The sequence below is a fragment of the Kribbella sp. NPDC050459 genome (genome assembly GCF_040655315.1).
Lineage (GTDB): Bacteria > Actinomycetota > Actinomycetes > Propionibacteriales > Kribbellaceae > Kribbella.
In genome coordinates, this window is the sequence record NZ_JBFAJQ010000002.1 from 373,502 (window position 1) to 390,014 (window position 16,513).

The following is a 16,513-nucleotide window of genomic DNA, read 5'->3' on the forward strand; positions in this document are numbered from 1 at the left end:
TTGCATAAGCGGTTGCTCGTGTCGCGACACTGTGAGGATGCCGATCCTCATCGTTCCGTCCGTCGCCGTTCACCGTTCGTTTCTCGCGGCCTGGGACGAGCTCGGTCCGGATCATGAGCGCTGGATGGGCACCCGGTCACTCGCCGACGACACCGAGTGGACCCGGGAGCAGGCCGCCGACCCGGGCGAGTTCCACCGGCTGGTCGAGGCGATCAGGAGCGAGGCCGAGCCGGCGACGGTGCTGCCGGCCGGGTTCGTGCACCAGACCGTGCTGTGGTTCGTCGACGGCGTCGAGTTCCTCGGCCGGCTCTCGATCCGGCACGAGCTGACGCCGGCGCTGACCGAGGTCGGCGGGCACATCGGGTACTTCGTCCGCCCGTCGGCCCGCCGCAACGGGTACGCGACCCAGATGCTCGTCCAGTCGCTGCCGATCGCCGCCGGGCTCGGCATCGACCCCGCCCTGGTGACGTGCGACCTGGACAACACCGCGTCGCGCAAGGTGATCGAGGCAGCCGGCGGCGAACTGGAAGACGAACGACACGGAAAGCTGCGCTTCTGGGTGCCGACACACGTCGTTTGATGACCGAGGGCATGTCGCCCGATCCCGCGCCGTCGCGAGCAGGTGCTCGGTGCGGTGCATCGGCGCGCGGGAGCGAAGGTCTCGATGCGGAGCATCGTGGCCTTTGCTCCCGTGCGGCGAGGTGCCGTGCCGAGTGCCGCGCAGTAGGCGCGGGATCGGGCGATATGCCCTATGGTCGGAGCTTATGAAGGTCGCCATTCTGACGCGTGAGTTTCCTCCGGACGTGTACGGCGGGGCGGGGGTGCATGTGGACTTCCTGGTCCGCGAGCTGCGCCGGCTGATCGACGTCGACGTGCACTGCATGGGCGAGCCCCGGCAGGGCGCGACCGCACACTCCGAGGACGACCCGCGGATCCCGAACGCGAACGCCGCGCTGCGGATCCTGTCCACCGACCTGACGATGACCGCGGCGGTCGGCGGCTCGCAGCTCGTGCACTCGCACACCTGGTACGCGAACATGGCGGGGCACTGGGCCAAGCTGCTGTACGACGTACCGCACGTGGTGACCGCGCACTCGCTGGAGCCGCGCCGGCCGTGGAAGGCCGAGCAGCTGGGCGGCGGCTACCGGCTGTCGAGCTGGGCCGAGCGGACCGCGTACGAGGCCGCCGACGCCGTGGTCGCGGTCAGCCGCGGGATGCGGACCGACGTCCTCGACTGCTACCCGTCGATCGACCCGGCGCGCGTGCACGTGATCTCCAACGGCATCGACGCGGACTTCTACCGGCCGGATCCGTCGACGCACGTGCTCGAGCGGCTCGGCGTCGACCTGAGCCGTCCGTACGTGACGTTCGTCGGCCGGATCACCCGGCAGAAGGGCGTGCCGCACCTGCTCCGGGCCGGGCTGCGGCTGGACCCCTCGGTGCAGCTCGTACTGCTCGCGGGCGCGGCCGACACGGCCGAGCTGAAGGCCGAGACCGACGCGCTGATCGACGACCTGCGGCTGGCCCGGGACGGCGTGTTCGTGGTCTCCGAGATGCTGCCGCGCGAAGAGGTCCGGCAGGTGCTGACGCACGCGCTGGCGTTCTGCTGCCCGTCGATCTACGAGCCGCTCGGCATCGTCAACCTGGAGGCGACGGCCTGCGAGACCGCGGTCGTCGCGAGCGCGGTCGGCGGCATCCCCGAGGTCGTCGACGACGGCGTGACCGGCATCCTGGTGCCGTACGACGAGCACGACACGGACACCTTCGAGCGCGGTCTGGCGGACGGGATCAACGCGCTCGTCGACGACCCGGCCAAGGCGTCGGCGATGGGCAAGGCAGGGCGCGAACGCGCGGTCTCGCAGTTCGGGTGGGACGCCGTCGCGCAACGCACCGTCGAGCTGTACACCAGCCTGCTCGGGTAGGCAAAACCCCACCTGCGTCCGGGAGTTCGCACCATTCTCCGCGGGGGCCAGCGGCGGTTGGGTTGAGGTATGACTTCTCGCCTGACCAAGACGGTCGCCGCCACTCTCGCCACTGCCGCCCTGCTCGCCTACCCGGCGGCCGCCTTCGCGGCAACAAACCAACCGGCAGCCTTCAACCCCGCCGCCGCAACGGTCCTGGGTCTGCGCGGCGCAGTCGTCTCGGCAACGCCGATCGCCCACCTGACAGCGGCCCAGCTCGACGCGGCGGCAGCCGACTTCCCCAATGCGCCGCGCTCGTCGTACGGCGTCACGGCGCACCGGCTGATCTACCGGACGGTCGACACTCACGGCCGTCCGACAACGGCGAGCGGCATCGTCGTACTCCCGGACGGCCGCCGCGGCGCGCTGACCGTGGTGGAGTACCTGCACGGCACCAGCGCCACCAAGAAGGACGCCGCCTCGGTCGACGACACGTCGACGGATCGCCTGGTCACGGCGCTGTTCGCGGGTCAGGGGCTGGTGGGCGTGGCGCCCGACTACCTCGGGCTGGGCGCGGGGCCGGGCCTGCATCCGTACATCGACACGAAGACCGAGACCTCCGCGTCGGTGGATCTGCTGACGGCCGCGCGGACGTTCGCGGCCCGGCACGGGGTGGCGCTGAAGCGGGACGTGCTCGTCACCGGGTTCTCGCAGGGCGGTCGCGCCTCGCTGGCGTTCGGGCGCGCGTTGAGCCGCGGCGAGGCCGGGCCGTTCCGGCTGGGCGCGATCCGCGCAGTCGCGGGACCGTACGACCTGCTCGGGCAGGAGTTCCCGGCCGCCTTCGACGGGCGGGTGATCCCGCCGACCGCCACGTTCTACCTCGGCTACTTCGTGACCGCGTGGAACCGGACCGTCGGGTTGTACGACGATCCGCGCGAGGCGTTCCAGGCGCCGTACGCGGCGACCGTCGAGGGACTGTTCGACGGCTCACACACCTTCGAGGAGATCGTCGCCGGCCTGCCGGACTCGCCCGAGAAGCTGTTCACGCCGGAGTTCGCCGAGCGGCTGCAGTACCCCGCCGGCCGGTTCCTGCAGGCACTCCGGCAGGCCGACCGGATCTGCCAGGACTGGACGCCGCGCGTCCCGGTGCACCTCTACAACGGAACGAAGGACACCGACGTGGTCGCCTCCAACGCCGACTCGTGCGCTGCGTCCCTGCGCTCCCGTGGAGCGAGCGTGACGGTGCATTCGATGGGCGCCGTCGACCATGTGGGAACGGCGTTCGCGGCGTTCCCGGAGATCATTCGGGCCTATGCTCGCTGGGCCTGACGCGGGGTGCGTCCTGAGGGGCGACCAGGCTGCCGAGCAGGGCGAGCGACTCCTCGTCGCGCGATCCCGGCACGGCATGGAAGACGACCAGCGTCACGTTGTCGGTGCCGCCGATCGTCAGCTTGTCCGACCGGAGGTCGAGGTCCCCGACCTCCGGATGAGTGAGCTTGCTCAGCCGGCCGCGCCGGGGCCGCACCTCGTGGCGCGCCCACAACTGCCGGAACCGTTCGCTACGGACCGACAGGTCGCCCACCAGGTCCTTCAGCCGCGCGTCGTCGACGTTCGGGCCGAGCTCGGAGCGCAGCACGGCGACGCCTTCCTCGGTGAGCTCGTCCCAGTCCCGGCGCAGGTCCTGCTCGCGGGGGTCGAGCAGGACGGCGGTCAGCAGGTTGACGCCGACGGCGTAGTTCGGTGAGAGCGCCGCACAGAGCGCGTTGACCGCGAGGACGTCGGTGTACTTGTTCTGCACGTACGCCGGATTGTTCGGCCACCCGGTGATCAGCTCGACGATGCTCTCCGGAGCCTGCTCGCCCCGCGGCTGCTGTCTCGGGACGGAGCGCTCCTGCGCAAGCCCGAGCAGGTACGCCGTGGCGTCGGCATCCAGCCGCAGTACGCCGGCGAGCGCCTCGAGCACCTGCACCGACGGGTTGCGGTCCCTGCCTTGCTCCAGGCGGAGGTAGTAGTCGGAGCTGATGCCCGCGAGCAGTGCGACCTCCTCGCGCCGCAGCCCGGGGACGCGGCGCACGCCGATACTCCGGATGCCGACGTCCTCGGGCCGCACCTGCTCACGCCGGGCCCGGAGGTAGTCGCCCAAGGCGTTCGTACCGTCCATGCGATCTACGGTAACCAACCCTCCAGTTCGCGTTGGAGCATCACGATCAGGGCCTCGACATCCGACTCGACCATCGGTTCACCGGTCATGCCCATGCGGTGCAGCAGCGTGCCGATGACGACGTCGATGAAGAACAGGACGCGTTGCTCGGACAACCCGAGCGACTCGATGAGCACCTTCCGGTACGGGTCCTGCAGTTGCGTGGACAGGATCTCGCGCAGCTCCGGATCACCGATCGCGTCCGTGAAAACGCCGGAGAACGCGGCCGCGACCCCGGGCTCGGCGATCCGGCGCGCCCCGAAGCGGATCGCCGCGGCCAGGTCCTGCGCACGGTCGCGGCCGGCCGGGGGCAGCGGGCCGAAGGTGTCGACCAGGCACGCGGTCACGAGCGCGCCCTTGGACGGCCACCGCCGGTAGATCGTCGTCTTCGCGATCCCGGTCGCCGCCGCGATCCGGTCGACCGTGGCCCGGGTGTAGCCGAGCTCGTGGATCGTCGCCAGCGTTGCGGCGAACACCTCCGCGTCGACACTCGACCGGGGCCGGCCGGGCGGCCGTGTGCTGGGAGCCATGAGCCCACCTTACCGAGTTATGCTACCTTCGGTATCGATACCAGTCGTAGCGAAACCGCAAGGACGGTGCTCGATGAACAGATCCGCCACCCTGGCCCCGCCCGCACAGCGGGCCCCTCTGGGCGTCCGCCTGGTCTACTCCGTGCGCAAGGAGCCCGACTACCGGTCGATGACGCCGGCCGATCTCGCCGCCTTCGGCGAAGTCGCGAACCGGATCGTCAACTCCCGCTTCGCCCGCCTGCTCACCGGCATCCCGCACAGCGGCGTGACCATCAGCTGGCAGCAGGTCCGGCTCGCCGACCGCACGATCCGGGTTCGGGTGCACCGCCCGAAGAACTCGGGCACACTGCCGCTGGTCCTGCATGTGCACGGGGGCGGCTACGTGGGCACCGCGGTGCAGTGCGACTGGATCAACAGCCACGTCGCCGCGCGGGCGTCCGCGGTCGTCATCTCCGTCGAGCACCGGCTGATGGACCACCAGACTCCGCTCGCGGCGATGGTCGACGACGGCTGGGACGTCCTGCGGCACGTGTTCCAGCACGCGTCCGAGTGGGGCATCGACCCGACCCGGGTCGCTGTGGCCGGCGAGAGCGCAGGCTCGATGGTGGCCGCACTCTCCGCACTGAGGGCCCGCGACGCGGGACTGTCCTTGCGGGCGCAGGTGCTGGTCAATGCCTGCGTCGACGTGACCTCGACCGCGCTCGACTACGACTCGGTGCGGCAGTACCCGGACACGCCGACGCTCACCCGCGAGTCGCTCACATTCTTCCGCCGCCTCGCCGTACCGGAGGGGACGGATCCGCGCCCGGTGTCACCGCTGTACGCCGACCACCTCGGCGGGCTGCCGCCGACGCTGTTGGTGATCCCGGTGCTCGACCCGGTCGCGGACCACGGGCGCGTGTACGCCGAGCGGCTGCGGGAGGCGGGCACCACAGTCGCCGTCAGCGAGTACCCCAAGGCCGGACACGCGTTCATCAGCATGCCCGGCCTGGTACCGCAGGCCCGCCCGGCCCGCGACCGCATCGTCGATTTCCTCCGCGACCGCTTCAGGTAGTTGCCACGAGCCCCGATCAGCCGATGCCGGAGGTCGGCGTGTCGGAGGACAGCCAGGTGCTGAGCAGGCGGGCGCCGGCGCCGGTCGCGCCGACGGAGTACTCGAAGCGGTCGGCCGGGGACTCGGCGATCGACGACAGGTCGAGGTGGGCCCACGGGACGTCGCCGGCGAACGCCTTCAGGAACAGTGCCGCCGTGATCGAGCCGGGGCCCTTCGAGCTGTTCACCGAGTCGGCGATCGGCGTCGAGATCAGCTCCTCGTACTCGGCCGGCAGCGGCATCCGCCACAGCTCCTCACCGGACACCCGGCCGGCATCCGCGAGGTTGTCCGCCAGCGCGTCGTCGGTCGCGAACATCCCGCCGTACAGCATCGCGCCGAGCGACACCTTGATCGCACCGGTCAGCGTGGCGATGTCGACGAGCACGTCGGGCTTCAGCTCCTGCACGGCGTACGCGAGCCCGTCGGCGAGCACCAAGCGGCCCTCGGCGTCGGTGTTCTTCACCTCGGTGGTGCGGCCGCCGAAGTGCCGGATCACGTCGTCCGGACGGTACGCCGAACCGGACGGCATGTTCTCCGCGGCGCAGACCAGGCCGGTGACCCGGACGTTCGCGCCGAGGTCGCGCAGCGCGGACATCGTGGCGATCACCGAGCCGCCGCCGGTCATGTCGCGCTTCATCGACACCATGCCCTCGCGCGGTTTCAGCGACAGGCCGCCGGTGTCGTAGGTGATGCCCTTGCCGACCAGTACGACGTACGGCGTCTTCTTGGTCGCGCCCGCGGGCGTGTAGTCGAGCCGGACGAACCGCGGCGGCCGGGTCGAGCCCTGGCCGACCGCGAGGATGCCGCCGAAGCCGTCCGCGGCGAGCTTCTTCTCGTCCCAGACCGTCACCTCGAGGCCGGTCGCGGCGGCGACCTCGGTCGCGCGCGCCGCCAGCCAGGCCGGGTCCTTCTCGTTCGACGGGGTGATCGCGAGTTGCCGGGCCAGCCAGCCGGTGCGCCCGATCACCACACCGCGGTCGATCGCCGGCTGCCGCACCGCGGCCGACCCGTCGGTCAGCGTCACCGTGCCGACCGCGGGCTTGCCCGGGTCGACCGTCTTCTGCGTGTACGAGAACGAGCCGAGCACCACGCCCTCGGCGAACGCCTGCAGCCTCGCATCGTCGATGCCTTCGGCAACGACAGTGGTGAGTTCGTCCTTGCCGCGACCGAACCGCGCGACCGCCGCCCCGGCGTGTCGCAGGTCCTTGGCGCTCAGGTCGCCGGCCCCGACGAGCAGGATCTCGGCGACGTCACCGGTCAGCAGCGGGTACGCCGCCGTGGCGCCCGCGGACGGACTGAACCCGGTGCCGCACTGCGCCTCGTACAACCGGTCGAGGTCGACGCCGAGTCGCTTCCCCGCTTCCTTCGCGGCCGCCGGAAGACCGTCCTCGGCACCGACGACGATCACCCACGTCGACGACCCGTGCACCGGCAGACCGGGCTGCCAGGCAACGACCGGAAGACTGGGAAAAACAGACGTGCTGCTGCGGCGAGCCACTTGGGTCGAACCTCACTGTTTGATCAGACAGGGCAAAGCAAACCGTAACGACCCCGGCCGGTGCCGAAAAGAGCGGCACCCACCGGGGCCGGTGAAAGGCAGGGGCGAAGGTCACCCCCGGAGGATGTGATCAGCCGACGACGGCCTTCAGTGCGTTCCCGAGCTCGGTCGCCTCTTCGGCGTTGAGCTCGACGACGAGCCGGCCGCCGCCCTCGAGCGGAACCCGCATCACGATCCCGCGGCCCTCCTTGGTGACCTCGAGCGGACCATCGCCCGTCCGCGGCTTCATCGCCGCCATGCGCGCACCCCTTCCCAGTGTCGGTGTTGAGCGACGACACCGCGCAGACGTTCCGTCGCCGGCGCCGTTGCGGTGATGCGCCGTCGGCGCGTATCGCAGTGTGTATCTGTGTGTGTCAGGCCCCATTATTCCCGATCCCGGGCCAGAGGCGTGCACCATACGGCAGACTCGAGTCTTGTGCACGCCCGTTCAGCCCTCTTCGACCTGTACGGCGATCACCTGCGCGCGCGAGGTGCGCAGGCTCCGGTCGCCGCTCTCGTCCGGCTGCTGGCGCCGCTCGGCGTCCATCCGCCCGCGGTCCGGACAGCTGTCTCCCGGATGGTCCGGCAGGGCTGGCTGGAGCCGGTCCGGATCGACGGCCAGCCCGGATACGCGCTGACCGCCCGGGCGCGTCGCCGCCTCGACGACGCGGCCGTCCGGATCTACCGCACCGCGCCCGACGGCACACCGGTGGCGGCCGGTTCCGAGGGCCCGGGCGACTGGGACCGGCACTGGCACCTGGGCATCCTGCGCGAGGTCCCGAACGCCCGCCGCCGCGACCAGCTGGTTGGCCAACTTTCCTTCCTGGGTTGGGCTCCGCTGTCCGACGGCGCCTGGGTCGGGCTGCGCAACGACGCCGAGGTCGACCAGATCCTCGCGGCGGAGGGCATCGCCGCGGACCGGTTCCGCGCCCCGGTCGACAGCGGCGCTCCGGCGTTCGCCCGGCGGGTCTGGAAACTCGACGAGCTCGGCGCGTCGTACGAGGCCTGGCTGATCGAGGCGAAGGCCGTGGTGGACGCCGCCGGCGCCGAGACGGGCGACGAGCAGGCGTTCGCGGTCCGGTCCGAGCTGGTGCACGAGTGGCGCAAGTTCCTGTTCCGCGATCCGGGGCTTCCGGACGAGCTGCTGCCGGCCGGCTGGGCCGGGACGAAGGCCGCCGCGTTCTTCGATTTCCACGCCGAACGACTGAGCCCCGCGGCCGGGCGTTTCGTCGACAACTGCCTGACCCAGCACTGAAAATCCCGCCTGAATCTCACTGACAGTCAAGGAGCTGACCACGATGAGTGATCTCGTCACGTACGCCGTCGCCGAAGGTGTCGCGACCGTCACCCTCAACCGGCCGGAGGCGATGAACGCGCTCGACACGCCGACCAAGGTCCTGCTCCGCGACACGATCCAGGCCGCCGCCGACGACCCTGCCGTACGGGTCGTCGTCCTGACCGGAACCGGACGGGCGTTCTGCGTCGGGCAGGACCTGAAGGAGCACATCGGGCTGCTGCAGGCCAACGACCAGGCCGCGCTGTGGAGCACCGTGCCGGACCACTACGCGCCGATCGCCCTGGCGCTCGCCGAGATGCCGAAGCCGGTGATCGCGGCGGTGAACGGCGTCGCGGCCGGGGCCGGCGCGTCGATGGCGTTCGCGTGCGACTTCCGGATCGTGGCCGACACCGCGGGCTTCAACGTCGCGTTCGCGGGGATCGCGCTGTCCTGCGACACCGGCATCTCCTGGACCCTCCCGCGCCTGATCGGCCAGGCGAAGGCGCTCGAGCTCCTGTACTTCCCGCGCACCATCCCGGCCGCCGAGGCCCTCGACCTCGGCCTGGCGAGTTCGGTCGTCCCGGCCGACGGCCTGGAGGGCGCGGTCGCCGAACTGGCCGGGAAACTCGCGGCCGGCCCGACCGTCGCATACGGGGCCGTCCGGCAGTCCATCGGCTACTCGGCCAGCCACACACTCGCCGAGTCGATCGCGTTCGAGGCGACCAAGATGCAGCTCACCGGCGGCACCGAGGACCACCGCAACGCCGTCGACGCCTTCGTCGCCAAGCAGAAGCCCACCTTCCGCGGCCGCTGAGCGGCCAGGTCTTGTAATCGTTTACGTAAGCGATTACAACCTGACCTGTGAGGAAACTGCTGCTGCCTGTTCTGACCGCCGCCACGCTGGTCGGAAGCTTTGTCGTGCCCGGGTCCCCCGCGACGCCGGCCGTCCCCCCGGGCACCATCGCGCCGGCCGCCGTGCGGTCGGCGACGCTCGGCGAGAACATCAACTACAACGTCTACCTGCCGGCGGGGTACGACGCGTCGGCGCAGCGCTACCCGGTGATCTACCTGCTGCACGGGCGCGGCGACTCGATGAGCGCCTGGACGCAGGTGAAGAGCCGGCTGGACGAGCTGATCGGCGGCGGTGAGATCCCGCCGACGATCGCGATCATGCCGGACGCGCCGTGGAGCAGCCGGGCGAGCTGGTACGTCGACTCGGCCTACACCGGAACCGATCCGGGACGGCCGGTCGAGACCGCGTTCCTCGAGGACCTCGTGCCGCACGTCGACGCGACGTACCGCACGGTCGCGGATCGCAGCGGCCGGGCGATCGCCGGGTACTCGATGGGCGGCGCCGGCGCGCTGCGGTACGCGCTCGCGCACCCGGACCTGTTCGGCGCCGCGATCGCGCTCAGCCCGGCGGTGTACTTCCCGCTGCCGCCGGGCGATTCGAGCACCCGTGAATTCGGTGCCTTCGGCAAGGGCAAGGACCCGTTCGTGGAGGCGACGTACCTGAAGCTGAACTGGCCGGCCGCGCTGAAGTCGTTCGCCGCCACCGGGCTGCGCTCGCACCTGTTCATCGCGGTCGGCGACGACGAGTACAAGAACCCCCGAGCGGTCGACGCGACCCATGACCTCGACTTCGAGGCACATGTCGTGTTCAACCAGGCGTCCCGGGTGCCGACCCTGACATCGGAGTTCCGCGTCGTCGACGGCGGCCACGACTGGGACGTGTGGGGCCCGACGTTCGCCGAAGGCGCGAAGTACGTCTTCCAGTACCTCGGGAAGCCGCCGGCAACGCCGATGCAGGCGGCGATCACCGGTACGCCGGGCGAGGACCGCGCCGGCGGGATCGCGACAGATGCCGCAGGCAACGTTTATCAGGCGGTCGCGGCGGCGGGCGCGCTGGACGGGCAGCCGTACGCCGGCGGGACGGACGTGGCGCTGGTCAAGTTCCGCCCCGACGGGTCGCGGGAGTGGACGCGATCGCTGGGCACCGGCGGGACGGAGCGCGCGTACGGCGTCTCGGTGGACGCGGACGGACGCGTCGTGGTGACCGGGTACACGAATGGCGACCTGGACGGTGCGCATCCGGGGAACGCCACGGACGACGCCTTCGTGGCGCAGTACGACGCCGACGGGAACCGGCGGTGGCTGACGCAGTTCGGCGTACCGGGCGTGGCGGATCGGAGCTACTCGCTGGCGGTCGACGGGACCACGGTGTACGTCGGCGGCTACACGAAGGGCGCGCTCGGCGGCGCGAACCAGGGCGACAAGGACGTGTTCGTCGCGCGGCTCGACGCCGACGGGAAGCAGGTGTGGTTGCGGCAGACCGGCAGCGCGGGCGAGGACAAGGGGATGGCGGTCGCGGTGTCGGGCGGCGCGGTCTACCTGGCGGGCATGACAGCCGGCGAGCTCGGCACGTCGGCCGGCGGGATCGACGGGTTCCTGGCGCGCTACTCGGCCGGGGGCGATGCGGTGTGGACGAAGCAGTTCGGCACGGCGGCGTCCGACGAGGTGTGGGGTATGGCGGCCGATCCGGTGGGCGGCGTATATCTGGCGGGCTACACCGCGGGCGATTTCGCGGGAACGCTGAACGGCGACAAGGACATCCTGGTTGCTCGTGCCGACGCGGACGGCGTAATGACGTGGCGGGACCAGTTCGGAACCACCGGGAACGACAAGGCGGCCGCGATCGCTGTCGATCCGGGCGGCGCTGTCCACGTCGGCGGGTTCACCGACGGATCGTTGGTCGCACCACTGGGCAAGTTCGACGGTGTGCTGGCGAAGTACGCGCCCGACCGGACGCGGACCTGGACGCGACAGTTCGGCACGGCGGACGACGATGCGGCAGACGCTTACGCCGAAGCGAATCTCTACCTCACCACGACGTCCGCCGGCACCCAGTTGACCGGGCTGACCGGAACCGACGTGTTCCGGACCGCCTTCACCGCGGACGGCACGAACAAGCTTCCGTAGAAGGGGGTCCGGGCCACAGCCCGGACCCCCTTCTGAACGTTTGGTGGGCCCCACGACCACGTTCCGGCAGGGCGAGTCACGGCCGGACAACCACCTGACAGCCGGGGAGCCCGCCGACACTTCATCACGTTCAGTGGCCGGAGCACAACTCATTCAGCCGTTTGTCTTTTGATTTCCCCAAAGAGCCTTATGCAGCTGCCTTTTGCAGATGCACGTGCACGAGATTTACCGGGCTATACAGGTCGTCAAGTGGTCGTTGACGATGCCGGTGGCCTGCATCAACGCGTACGCCGTGGTGGGTCCGACGAACACGAAACCCTTCTTCTTCAGCGCCTTCGACATGGCCACGGACTCCGGCGTCGTGGCCGGCACGTCGGCGAGCGTCTTCGGCGCCTTGTGCTTCGCCGGACGGAACGACCAGAGCAGCTCGGTGAACTCGCCGTCGGCCAGGTCGAGCAGCGCGCGGGCGTTCGAGATCGTCGCGTTGATCTTCAGCCGGTTGCGGACGATCCCGGGGTCGGCCATCAGCCGCTCGAAGTCCGCATCGTCGTACTTCGCGATCGTCTCCGGATCGAACCGCGCGAACGCGGCCCGGAAGTTCTCCCGCTTGCGCAGGATCGTGATCCACGACAGGCCCGACTGGAACCCCTCGAGCGTCATCCGCTCGAACAGCCCGAGGTCGTCGCGGATCTGCTTGCCCCACTCGGTGTCGTGATACTCGACGTACTCCGGCGCGGAAGTCGCCCACCCACACCGCGCCAGCCCGTCCGGCCCGACCACCGTCATACCCGCACCCCACAAACCCCGACCGACGCCAACGCGCCCCAGGTGTCGCACCGTGCGCTCCCGATGTGTGAAGACCATGCCCCCAGTCAACCCGACCCCACCGACAGAACTACAAACGGCTGCGTGACAGCTAGCCGTCCTGCCGATCAGCTAGGCCGGTGATAAGCACCTTCGCCGGCCTGATCGGCCGGCGGCCAGAACCGCCACCCTTCCTCATCCCCAGCCGCACCGTTAGCCGCCTCCACCCCACCCTGCTGCTGCGGGGTCTGCTGCTTCGCCTGCTCGGTCGCCTGAGTCTCGCCGCCCTGCTCCTGCTGCTGCGGGCTCTGTTGGTCCGGCGCCTGCTCCGTCGCCTGGGTGTCGCGGGCCTGCTCCTGCTGCCGGGGCTGTGACGTCCAGTGCGTTGCGGTCTGGCTGTCGGGCTCCGGCTCGGCGGGTGCGGACTGGCTGGGTGCCGGCCGCTGGTTCTGCACCAGCTGGTCGTACCGTTGCGCGGGCGTCAACGAAGCCGACTCCCCAGCCGGCTGTTGCGGGGCTGGGGTGCGGCGGGGGCTGACGGGCTGGGACTGGGCCTCCAGTACGGCGCGGGCCTCGGCCTGCAGGCGCTCGTACTCATCGGCAGCCGCACGGCTCGCCCGCGGCAGCTCGCTCGTCTCCGGCTCGTCGGCGTCCCCTGCCTCCGCATACGCCGACCCGCCGGGACCAGCTGTGCCCGCCGCGTACGGCGTACCGCCGGTTCCACTCGGGCCGTCGTCTCCGGCCGCGGCGTACGCCGACCCGGCCGGTCCATCCTCACTGCCGCCCGCGCCCGCCGTACCGCCGGCTTCGTCCTCGCCACCCGCCGCGTGCGCCGCACCGCCTGGGCCGGCAGCGCCACCCGCCGCCTGCGCCGTACCGCCAGGTCCGTCCGCGCCGTCAGCCGCGCCTGCCGCCGACGACGGCGTACCACTGGCTTCATCCGCGCCACCCGGCGTGTGCGCCGACCCGCCCGATCCAGCCGCGCCTGCCGGACCGCTGGCTTCATCCGCGTCGTCAGCGCTGCCCGCCTCGTGCGCCGTTCCACCCGGTCCATCCGCGCCTGCCGTGCCGCTGGTGCTGCCAGGGGCGTCCGCGGGGTCGTCGGCCGGGAAGTCGCCGCCGACGAGGATGGGGGGCTGGGTGCCGGTGTCTTCGAATTCGGCGGGGTCGTAGGGGCGGGACGTGAAGCCGTGGCCGTCGGGGGCCTCGACGATGGGGGCCACGGCGCGTTCGAGGTCGGCGATGCGGCGGTCGCGCTCGGCGACCTCCTTGGCGACGCGTTCGAGCAGGGTGTCGACCTCGTCCATCCGGTAGCCGCGGACGCCGACCGCGAAGCGGGCCGACTCGATGTCGGTGGACGTGAGTGCCTGCCGGGCAGGCACGGTCATGTCGGGCCGGTCGTCGTACGCCGTGTTCATGGCACCCCAACGACCCGAGGCGACTACCGCGACAGCCCCGATCAACAGCACCACGATCAGCCCGAAGAACCACATCACGGGACCGATCGTGCCATGCCGGGCGAGTCAACCGCGAAAACACCCAGGATTTCAGCTCCCGTCGGAGCCCAGGCGGTGGGCTCGGCGGGCCGGATCGTTGGCGGCGTCCACCTCGCGGGCAGCGGCTTCGGCGGCCTCCTCGGCGGCCTCGTCGGCCAGTTCGCCGGCCTTGACGATGTAGCTGATCGCCTCGTCGACGTCGTCGGTGACGATGAACATGTCCAGGTCGGCGGCCGAGATCTTGCCGTCCTCGAGCATCGTGGTGCGCAGCCAGTCGACCAGGCCGCCCCAGTACGACGTGCCGAACAGCACGACCGGGAACGACGTGACCTTCCGGGTCTGCGCCAGCGTGAGCGCCTCGAACATCTCGTCGAGCGTGCCGAACCCGCCCGGCATCACCACGAACCCCTGGGCGTACTTCACGAACATCGTCTTCCGGGTGAAGAAGTACCGGAAGTTCATACCGATGTCGACCCACTCGTTGAGGCCGTTCTCGAACGGCAGCTCGATGCCGAGCCCGACGGACACGCCGCCGGCCTCGGAGGCGCCCTTGTTCGCGGCCTCCATCACGCCCGGCCCGCCGCCGGTGATCACGGCGTACCCGGCACCGACCAGTTTCCGCCCGAACTCCTCGGCGGCGGCGTACATCGGGTCCTCGACCTTGGTGCGCGCCGAGCCGAACACGCTGATCGCGGCGCCGAGCTCGGCGAGCATGCCGAACCCCTCGATGAACTCCGACTGGATCCGCAGCACCCGCCAGGGATCGGTGTGCACCCAGTCCGACGGGCCGCGGCTGTCCAGCAGCCGCTGCTCGGAGGTGGAGTGCTGCACCTGCTTGCGCCGCATCACGATCGGCCCGCGCTGCTGCTGGCCGACCGGACGGTCGGGGTGGATCGATGGTTCTGACATGCTTCCAGGTTATTGCCTGGGCGGTAGCCCGGCCCGGCTACGCGCGGTCTGTCAACCAACTCCTCAGCCGCTGTTCACACAGCTCGATCTCCGCCTCGGGCACGAACTCGTCCTGCTTGTGCGCGTACAGCGGGTCGCCGGGGCCGTAGTTCACCGCCGGTACGCCGAGCAGCGTGAACCGCGCCACGTCCGTCCACCCGAACTTCGGCTGCGGCTCGCCGCCCACCACCTGCAGGAACGCCGCCGCCGCGGGCCGCTCGAGCCCCGGGAGTCCGCCCGGCGCGGAGTCCGTGACGACCACGTCGTACCCCTCGAACACCTCGCGCAGGTGTTCCTCGGCCTCCGCCTCGGACCGGTTCGGCGCGAACCGGTAGTTGATCGTGACCGTGCACAGGTCCGGTACGACGTTGCCCGCGACGCCGCCCGCGATCGCGACCGCGCTCAGCCCCTCGCGGTACTCCAGGCCGTCGATCGGCACCCGCCGCGGCTCGTACGCCGAGAGCCGGGCGAGCACCTCGCCCGCGGCATGGATCGCGTTCGACCCCATCCACGAGCGGGCCGAGTGCGCGCGCTCGCCGAGGGTGCTGACCTCGATCCGCATGGTGCCCTGGCAGCCGGCCTCGACGACCGCGTTGGACGGCTCCATCACGACCGCGAACACGCCCTCGAGCAGCTCGGGGTTGGAGCGGGTCAGCTTGAGCAGGCCGTTCCGCTCGGCCTCGATCTCCTCGCAGTCGTAGAACACGTAGGTGACGTCGCGGTTCGGCGCGTCGACGGTCGCGGCGAGCCGGAGCGCGACCGCGACACCGCCCTTCATGTCGCAGGCGCCGAGGCCGTGGATCAGGCCGTCGGCGCGGCGCGCGGGCAGGTTGTCGTTGAGCGGCACCGTGTCGAGGTGGCCGGCCAGGACGACGCGCTCGGCGCGGCCGATGTCGGTGCGGGCGACGACGGTGTTGCCGTGCCGGAACACCTTCAGGTGCGGGTACGCCGAGAGCGCCTTCTCGACCTTGTCCGCGAGCTTCTCCTCGGTGCCGCTGACCGAGGAGATGTTGACCAGCGCCTCGGTCAGGTCGGACGCGGACGCGGACAGATCCAGCTTCATGAGGCCTCCGGGGGCAGGAACACGCAGAATTCGTTGCCCTCGGGGTCGGCGCAGACGTGCCAGCCGATCTCGTCGTCCTTGGGCCGCAGCAGTGTCGCACCCGCGTCGAGGACCGGCTGCAGGGCGGGGGCGGTGACGTCCCAGTGCACGCGGTTCTTCACTGTCTTCGGCTCCGGGACCGGCACGAAGACCCAGTACTTGAACGGCATCCCGGGCACGTTCTCGATCCAGTAGTACGGCCGGCCCGGGCGGGTCGAGAACTCGCCGCCGACCACGCCCGCCCACCACCGGGCCTGTGCCTGCGGGTCGGCCGAGTCGACGATGAGCTCCATCAGCCGGTACGCCGGGACGGTCTCGCGCACGAACCCGCAGAACTCACCGCCCTCCGGATCGGTCAGCACCGTCCACCGCTGCTGCTCGCTCGCCGGGGTCAGCACCTCCGCACCCGTCCGCTCCAGGTCCGCGACCGCGCCGGTGACGACGTCCAGGTGGACCCGGTTCTTGACGGTCTTCTTCTCCGGGACCGTGCACATCCAGACGGTCTTCTCGGGGGCGTCGCCGACCAGGACGTTCGGGTTGTCGGCGGGGGTCGCGAGGCCGATCACCCGGCCCCAGAACGCGGCCATCTCGCTCGGCGACGACACGTCGACGCAGAGGTCCTTGAAACGCGCGATGGTCATGACGAC

16 protein-coding genes are annotated in these 16,513 nt (G+C 70.8%); 7 read left to right on the forward strand and 9 right to left on the reverse strand.

The window, feature by feature from the left end; genetic code table 11:
- The first annotated feature begins 37 nt into the window (after nucleotides 1–37).
- The 3 genes from AB0I12_RS07640 to AB0I12_RS07650 all read left to right on the forward strand — a co-directional run bounded on the left by AB0I12_RS07640 (nucleotide 38) and on the right by AB0I12_RS07650 (nucleotide 3,230).
- Complete coding sequence (locus tag AB0I12_RS07640; RefSeq protein ID WP_359926052.1) at nucleotides 38–580, forward strand: GNAT family N-acetyltransferase; 543 nt, start codon at nucleotides 38–40, stop codon at nucleotides 578–580.
- Between the two features lie 184 nt (nucleotides 581–764).
- Entirely contained in the window at nucleotides 765–1,922 is a 1,158-nt protein-coding gene (glgA, locus tag AB0I12_RS07645; RefSeq protein ID WP_359926055.1) for a glycogen synthase, read from the forward strand.
- Nucleotides 1,923–1,991: 69 nt separating this feature from the next.
- Nucleotides 1,992–3,230 (forward strand): hypothetical protein, encoded by a 1,239-nt coding sequence (locus AB0I12_RS07650; RefSeq protein ID WP_359926058.1) that lies wholly within the window; start codon nucleotides 1,992–1,994, stop codon nucleotides 3,228–3,230.
- Here AB0I12_RS07650 and AB0I12_RS07655 read toward each other — a convergent pair.
- Together AB0I12_RS07655 and AB0I12_RS07660 are read right to left on the reverse strand one after the other, a co-directional pair.
- Complete coding sequence (locus AB0I12_RS07655) at nucleotides 3,202–4,062, reverse strand: helix-turn-helix transcriptional regulator (protein WP_359926061.1); 861 nt, start codon at nucleotides 4,060–4,062, stop codon at nucleotides 3,202–3,204. The genes AB0I12_RS07650 and AB0I12_RS07655 overlap by 29 nt on opposite strands.
- Nucleotides 4,063–4,067: 5 nt before the next feature.
- Entirely contained in the window at nucleotides 4,068–4,631 is a 564-nt protein-coding gene (locus tag AB0I12_RS07660) for a TetR/AcrR family transcriptional regulator (RefSeq protein WP_359926063.1), read from the reverse strand.
- Between the two features lie 73 nt (nucleotides 4,632–4,704).
- Here AB0I12_RS07660 and AB0I12_RS07665 point away from each other — a divergent pair, with 73 nt between their 5' ends.
- Nucleotides 4,705–5,685 (forward strand): alpha/beta hydrolase, encoded by a 981-nt coding sequence (locus tag AB0I12_RS07665; protein WP_359926066.1) that lies wholly within the window; start codon nucleotides 4,705–4,707, stop codon nucleotides 5,683–5,685.
- A 16-nt stretch (nucleotides 5,686–5,701) separates the two neighbouring features.
- Here the strand turns inward: AB0I12_RS07665 and AB0I12_RS07670 are convergent, their stop codons facing one another.
- Nucleotides 5,702–7,222 (reverse strand): leucyl aminopeptidase family protein, encoded by a 1,521-nt coding sequence (locus AB0I12_RS07670; protein WP_359926069.1) that lies wholly within the window; start codon nucleotides 7,220–7,222, stop codon nucleotides 5,702–5,704.
- Nucleotides 7,223–7,352: 130 nt separating this feature from the next.
- A complete protein-coding gene (locus tag AB0I12_RS07675) occupies nucleotides 7,353–7,520 on the reverse strand; it encodes a DUF3117 domain-containing protein (protein ID WP_355476735.1) in 168 nt (55 codons plus the stop codon).
- A gap of 177 nt (nucleotides 7,521–7,697) precedes the next feature.
- Here AB0I12_RS07675 and AB0I12_RS07680 point away from each other — a divergent pair, with 177 nt between their 5' ends.
- From AB0I12_RS07680 to AB0I12_RS07690, 3 genes are read left to right on the forward strand one after another with little or no spacing between them, the layout of a single operon-like run.
- Complete coding sequence (locus AB0I12_RS07680) at nucleotides 7,698–8,516, forward strand: PaaX family transcriptional regulator C-terminal domain-containing protein (RefSeq protein WP_359926073.1); 819 nt, start codon at nucleotides 7,698–7,700, stop codon at nucleotides 8,514–8,516.
- Between the two features lie 43 nt (nucleotides 8,517–8,559).
- The gene (locus AB0I12_RS07685; RefSeq protein WP_359926076.1) at nucleotides 8,560–9,351 is read left to right on the forward strand and encodes an enoyl-CoA hydratase-related protein; all 792 of its coding nucleotides are present in this window, start codon (nucleotides 8,560–8,562) and stop codon (nucleotides 9,349–9,351) included.
- A 47-nt stretch (nucleotides 9,352–9,398) separates the two neighbouring features.
- Entirely contained in the window at nucleotides 9,399–11,516 is a 2,118-nt protein-coding gene (locus tag AB0I12_RS07690; RefSeq protein ID WP_359926078.1) for an alpha/beta hydrolase-fold protein, read from the forward strand.
- A gap of 225 nt (nucleotides 11,517–11,741) precedes the next feature.
- Here AB0I12_RS07690 and AB0I12_RS07695 read toward each other — a convergent pair whose 3' ends face one another.
- The 5 genes from AB0I12_RS07695 to AB0I12_RS07715 form a co-directional block, all read right to left on the reverse strand.
- Complete coding sequence (locus AB0I12_RS07695) at nucleotides 11,742–12,302, reverse strand: DNA-3-methyladenine glycosylase I (RefSeq protein WP_359926081.1); 561 nt, start codon at nucleotides 12,300–12,302, stop codon at nucleotides 11,742–11,744.
- Between the two features lie 146 nt (nucleotides 12,303–12,448).
- The gene (locus tag AB0I12_RS07700; RefSeq protein WP_359927735.1) at nucleotides 12,449–13,813 is read right to left on the reverse strand and encodes a DivIVA domain-containing protein; all 1,365 of its coding nucleotides are present in this window, start codon (nucleotides 13,811–13,813) and stop codon (nucleotides 12,449–12,451) included.
- Nucleotides 13,814–13,867: 54 nt separating this feature from the next.
- Nucleotides 13,868–14,725, reverse strand: a complete 858-nt coding sequence (locus AB0I12_RS07705; protein ID WP_355700324.1) for a TIGR00730 family Rossman fold protein — start codon at nucleotides 14,723–14,725, stop codon at nucleotides 13,868–13,870.
- 37 nt (nucleotides 14,726–14,762) lie between these two features.
- Nucleotides 14,763–15,827 carry a succinyl-diaminopimelate desuccinylase gene (dapE, locus tag AB0I12_RS07710; RefSeq protein WP_359926085.1) on the reverse strand — a complete coding sequence of 355 codons (1,065 nt, stop codon included), beginning with the start codon at nucleotides 15,825–15,827 and terminating at the stop codon, nucleotides 14,763–14,765.
- Complete coding sequence (locus AB0I12_RS07715) at nucleotides 15,824–16,507, reverse strand: VOC family protein (protein WP_359926087.1); 684 nt, start codon at nucleotides 16,505–16,507, stop codon at nucleotides 15,824–15,826. The genes dapE and AB0I12_RS07715 overlap by 4 nt, the downstream gene beginning before the upstream one ends.
- Nucleotides 16,508–16,513 lie beyond the last annotated feature (6 nt).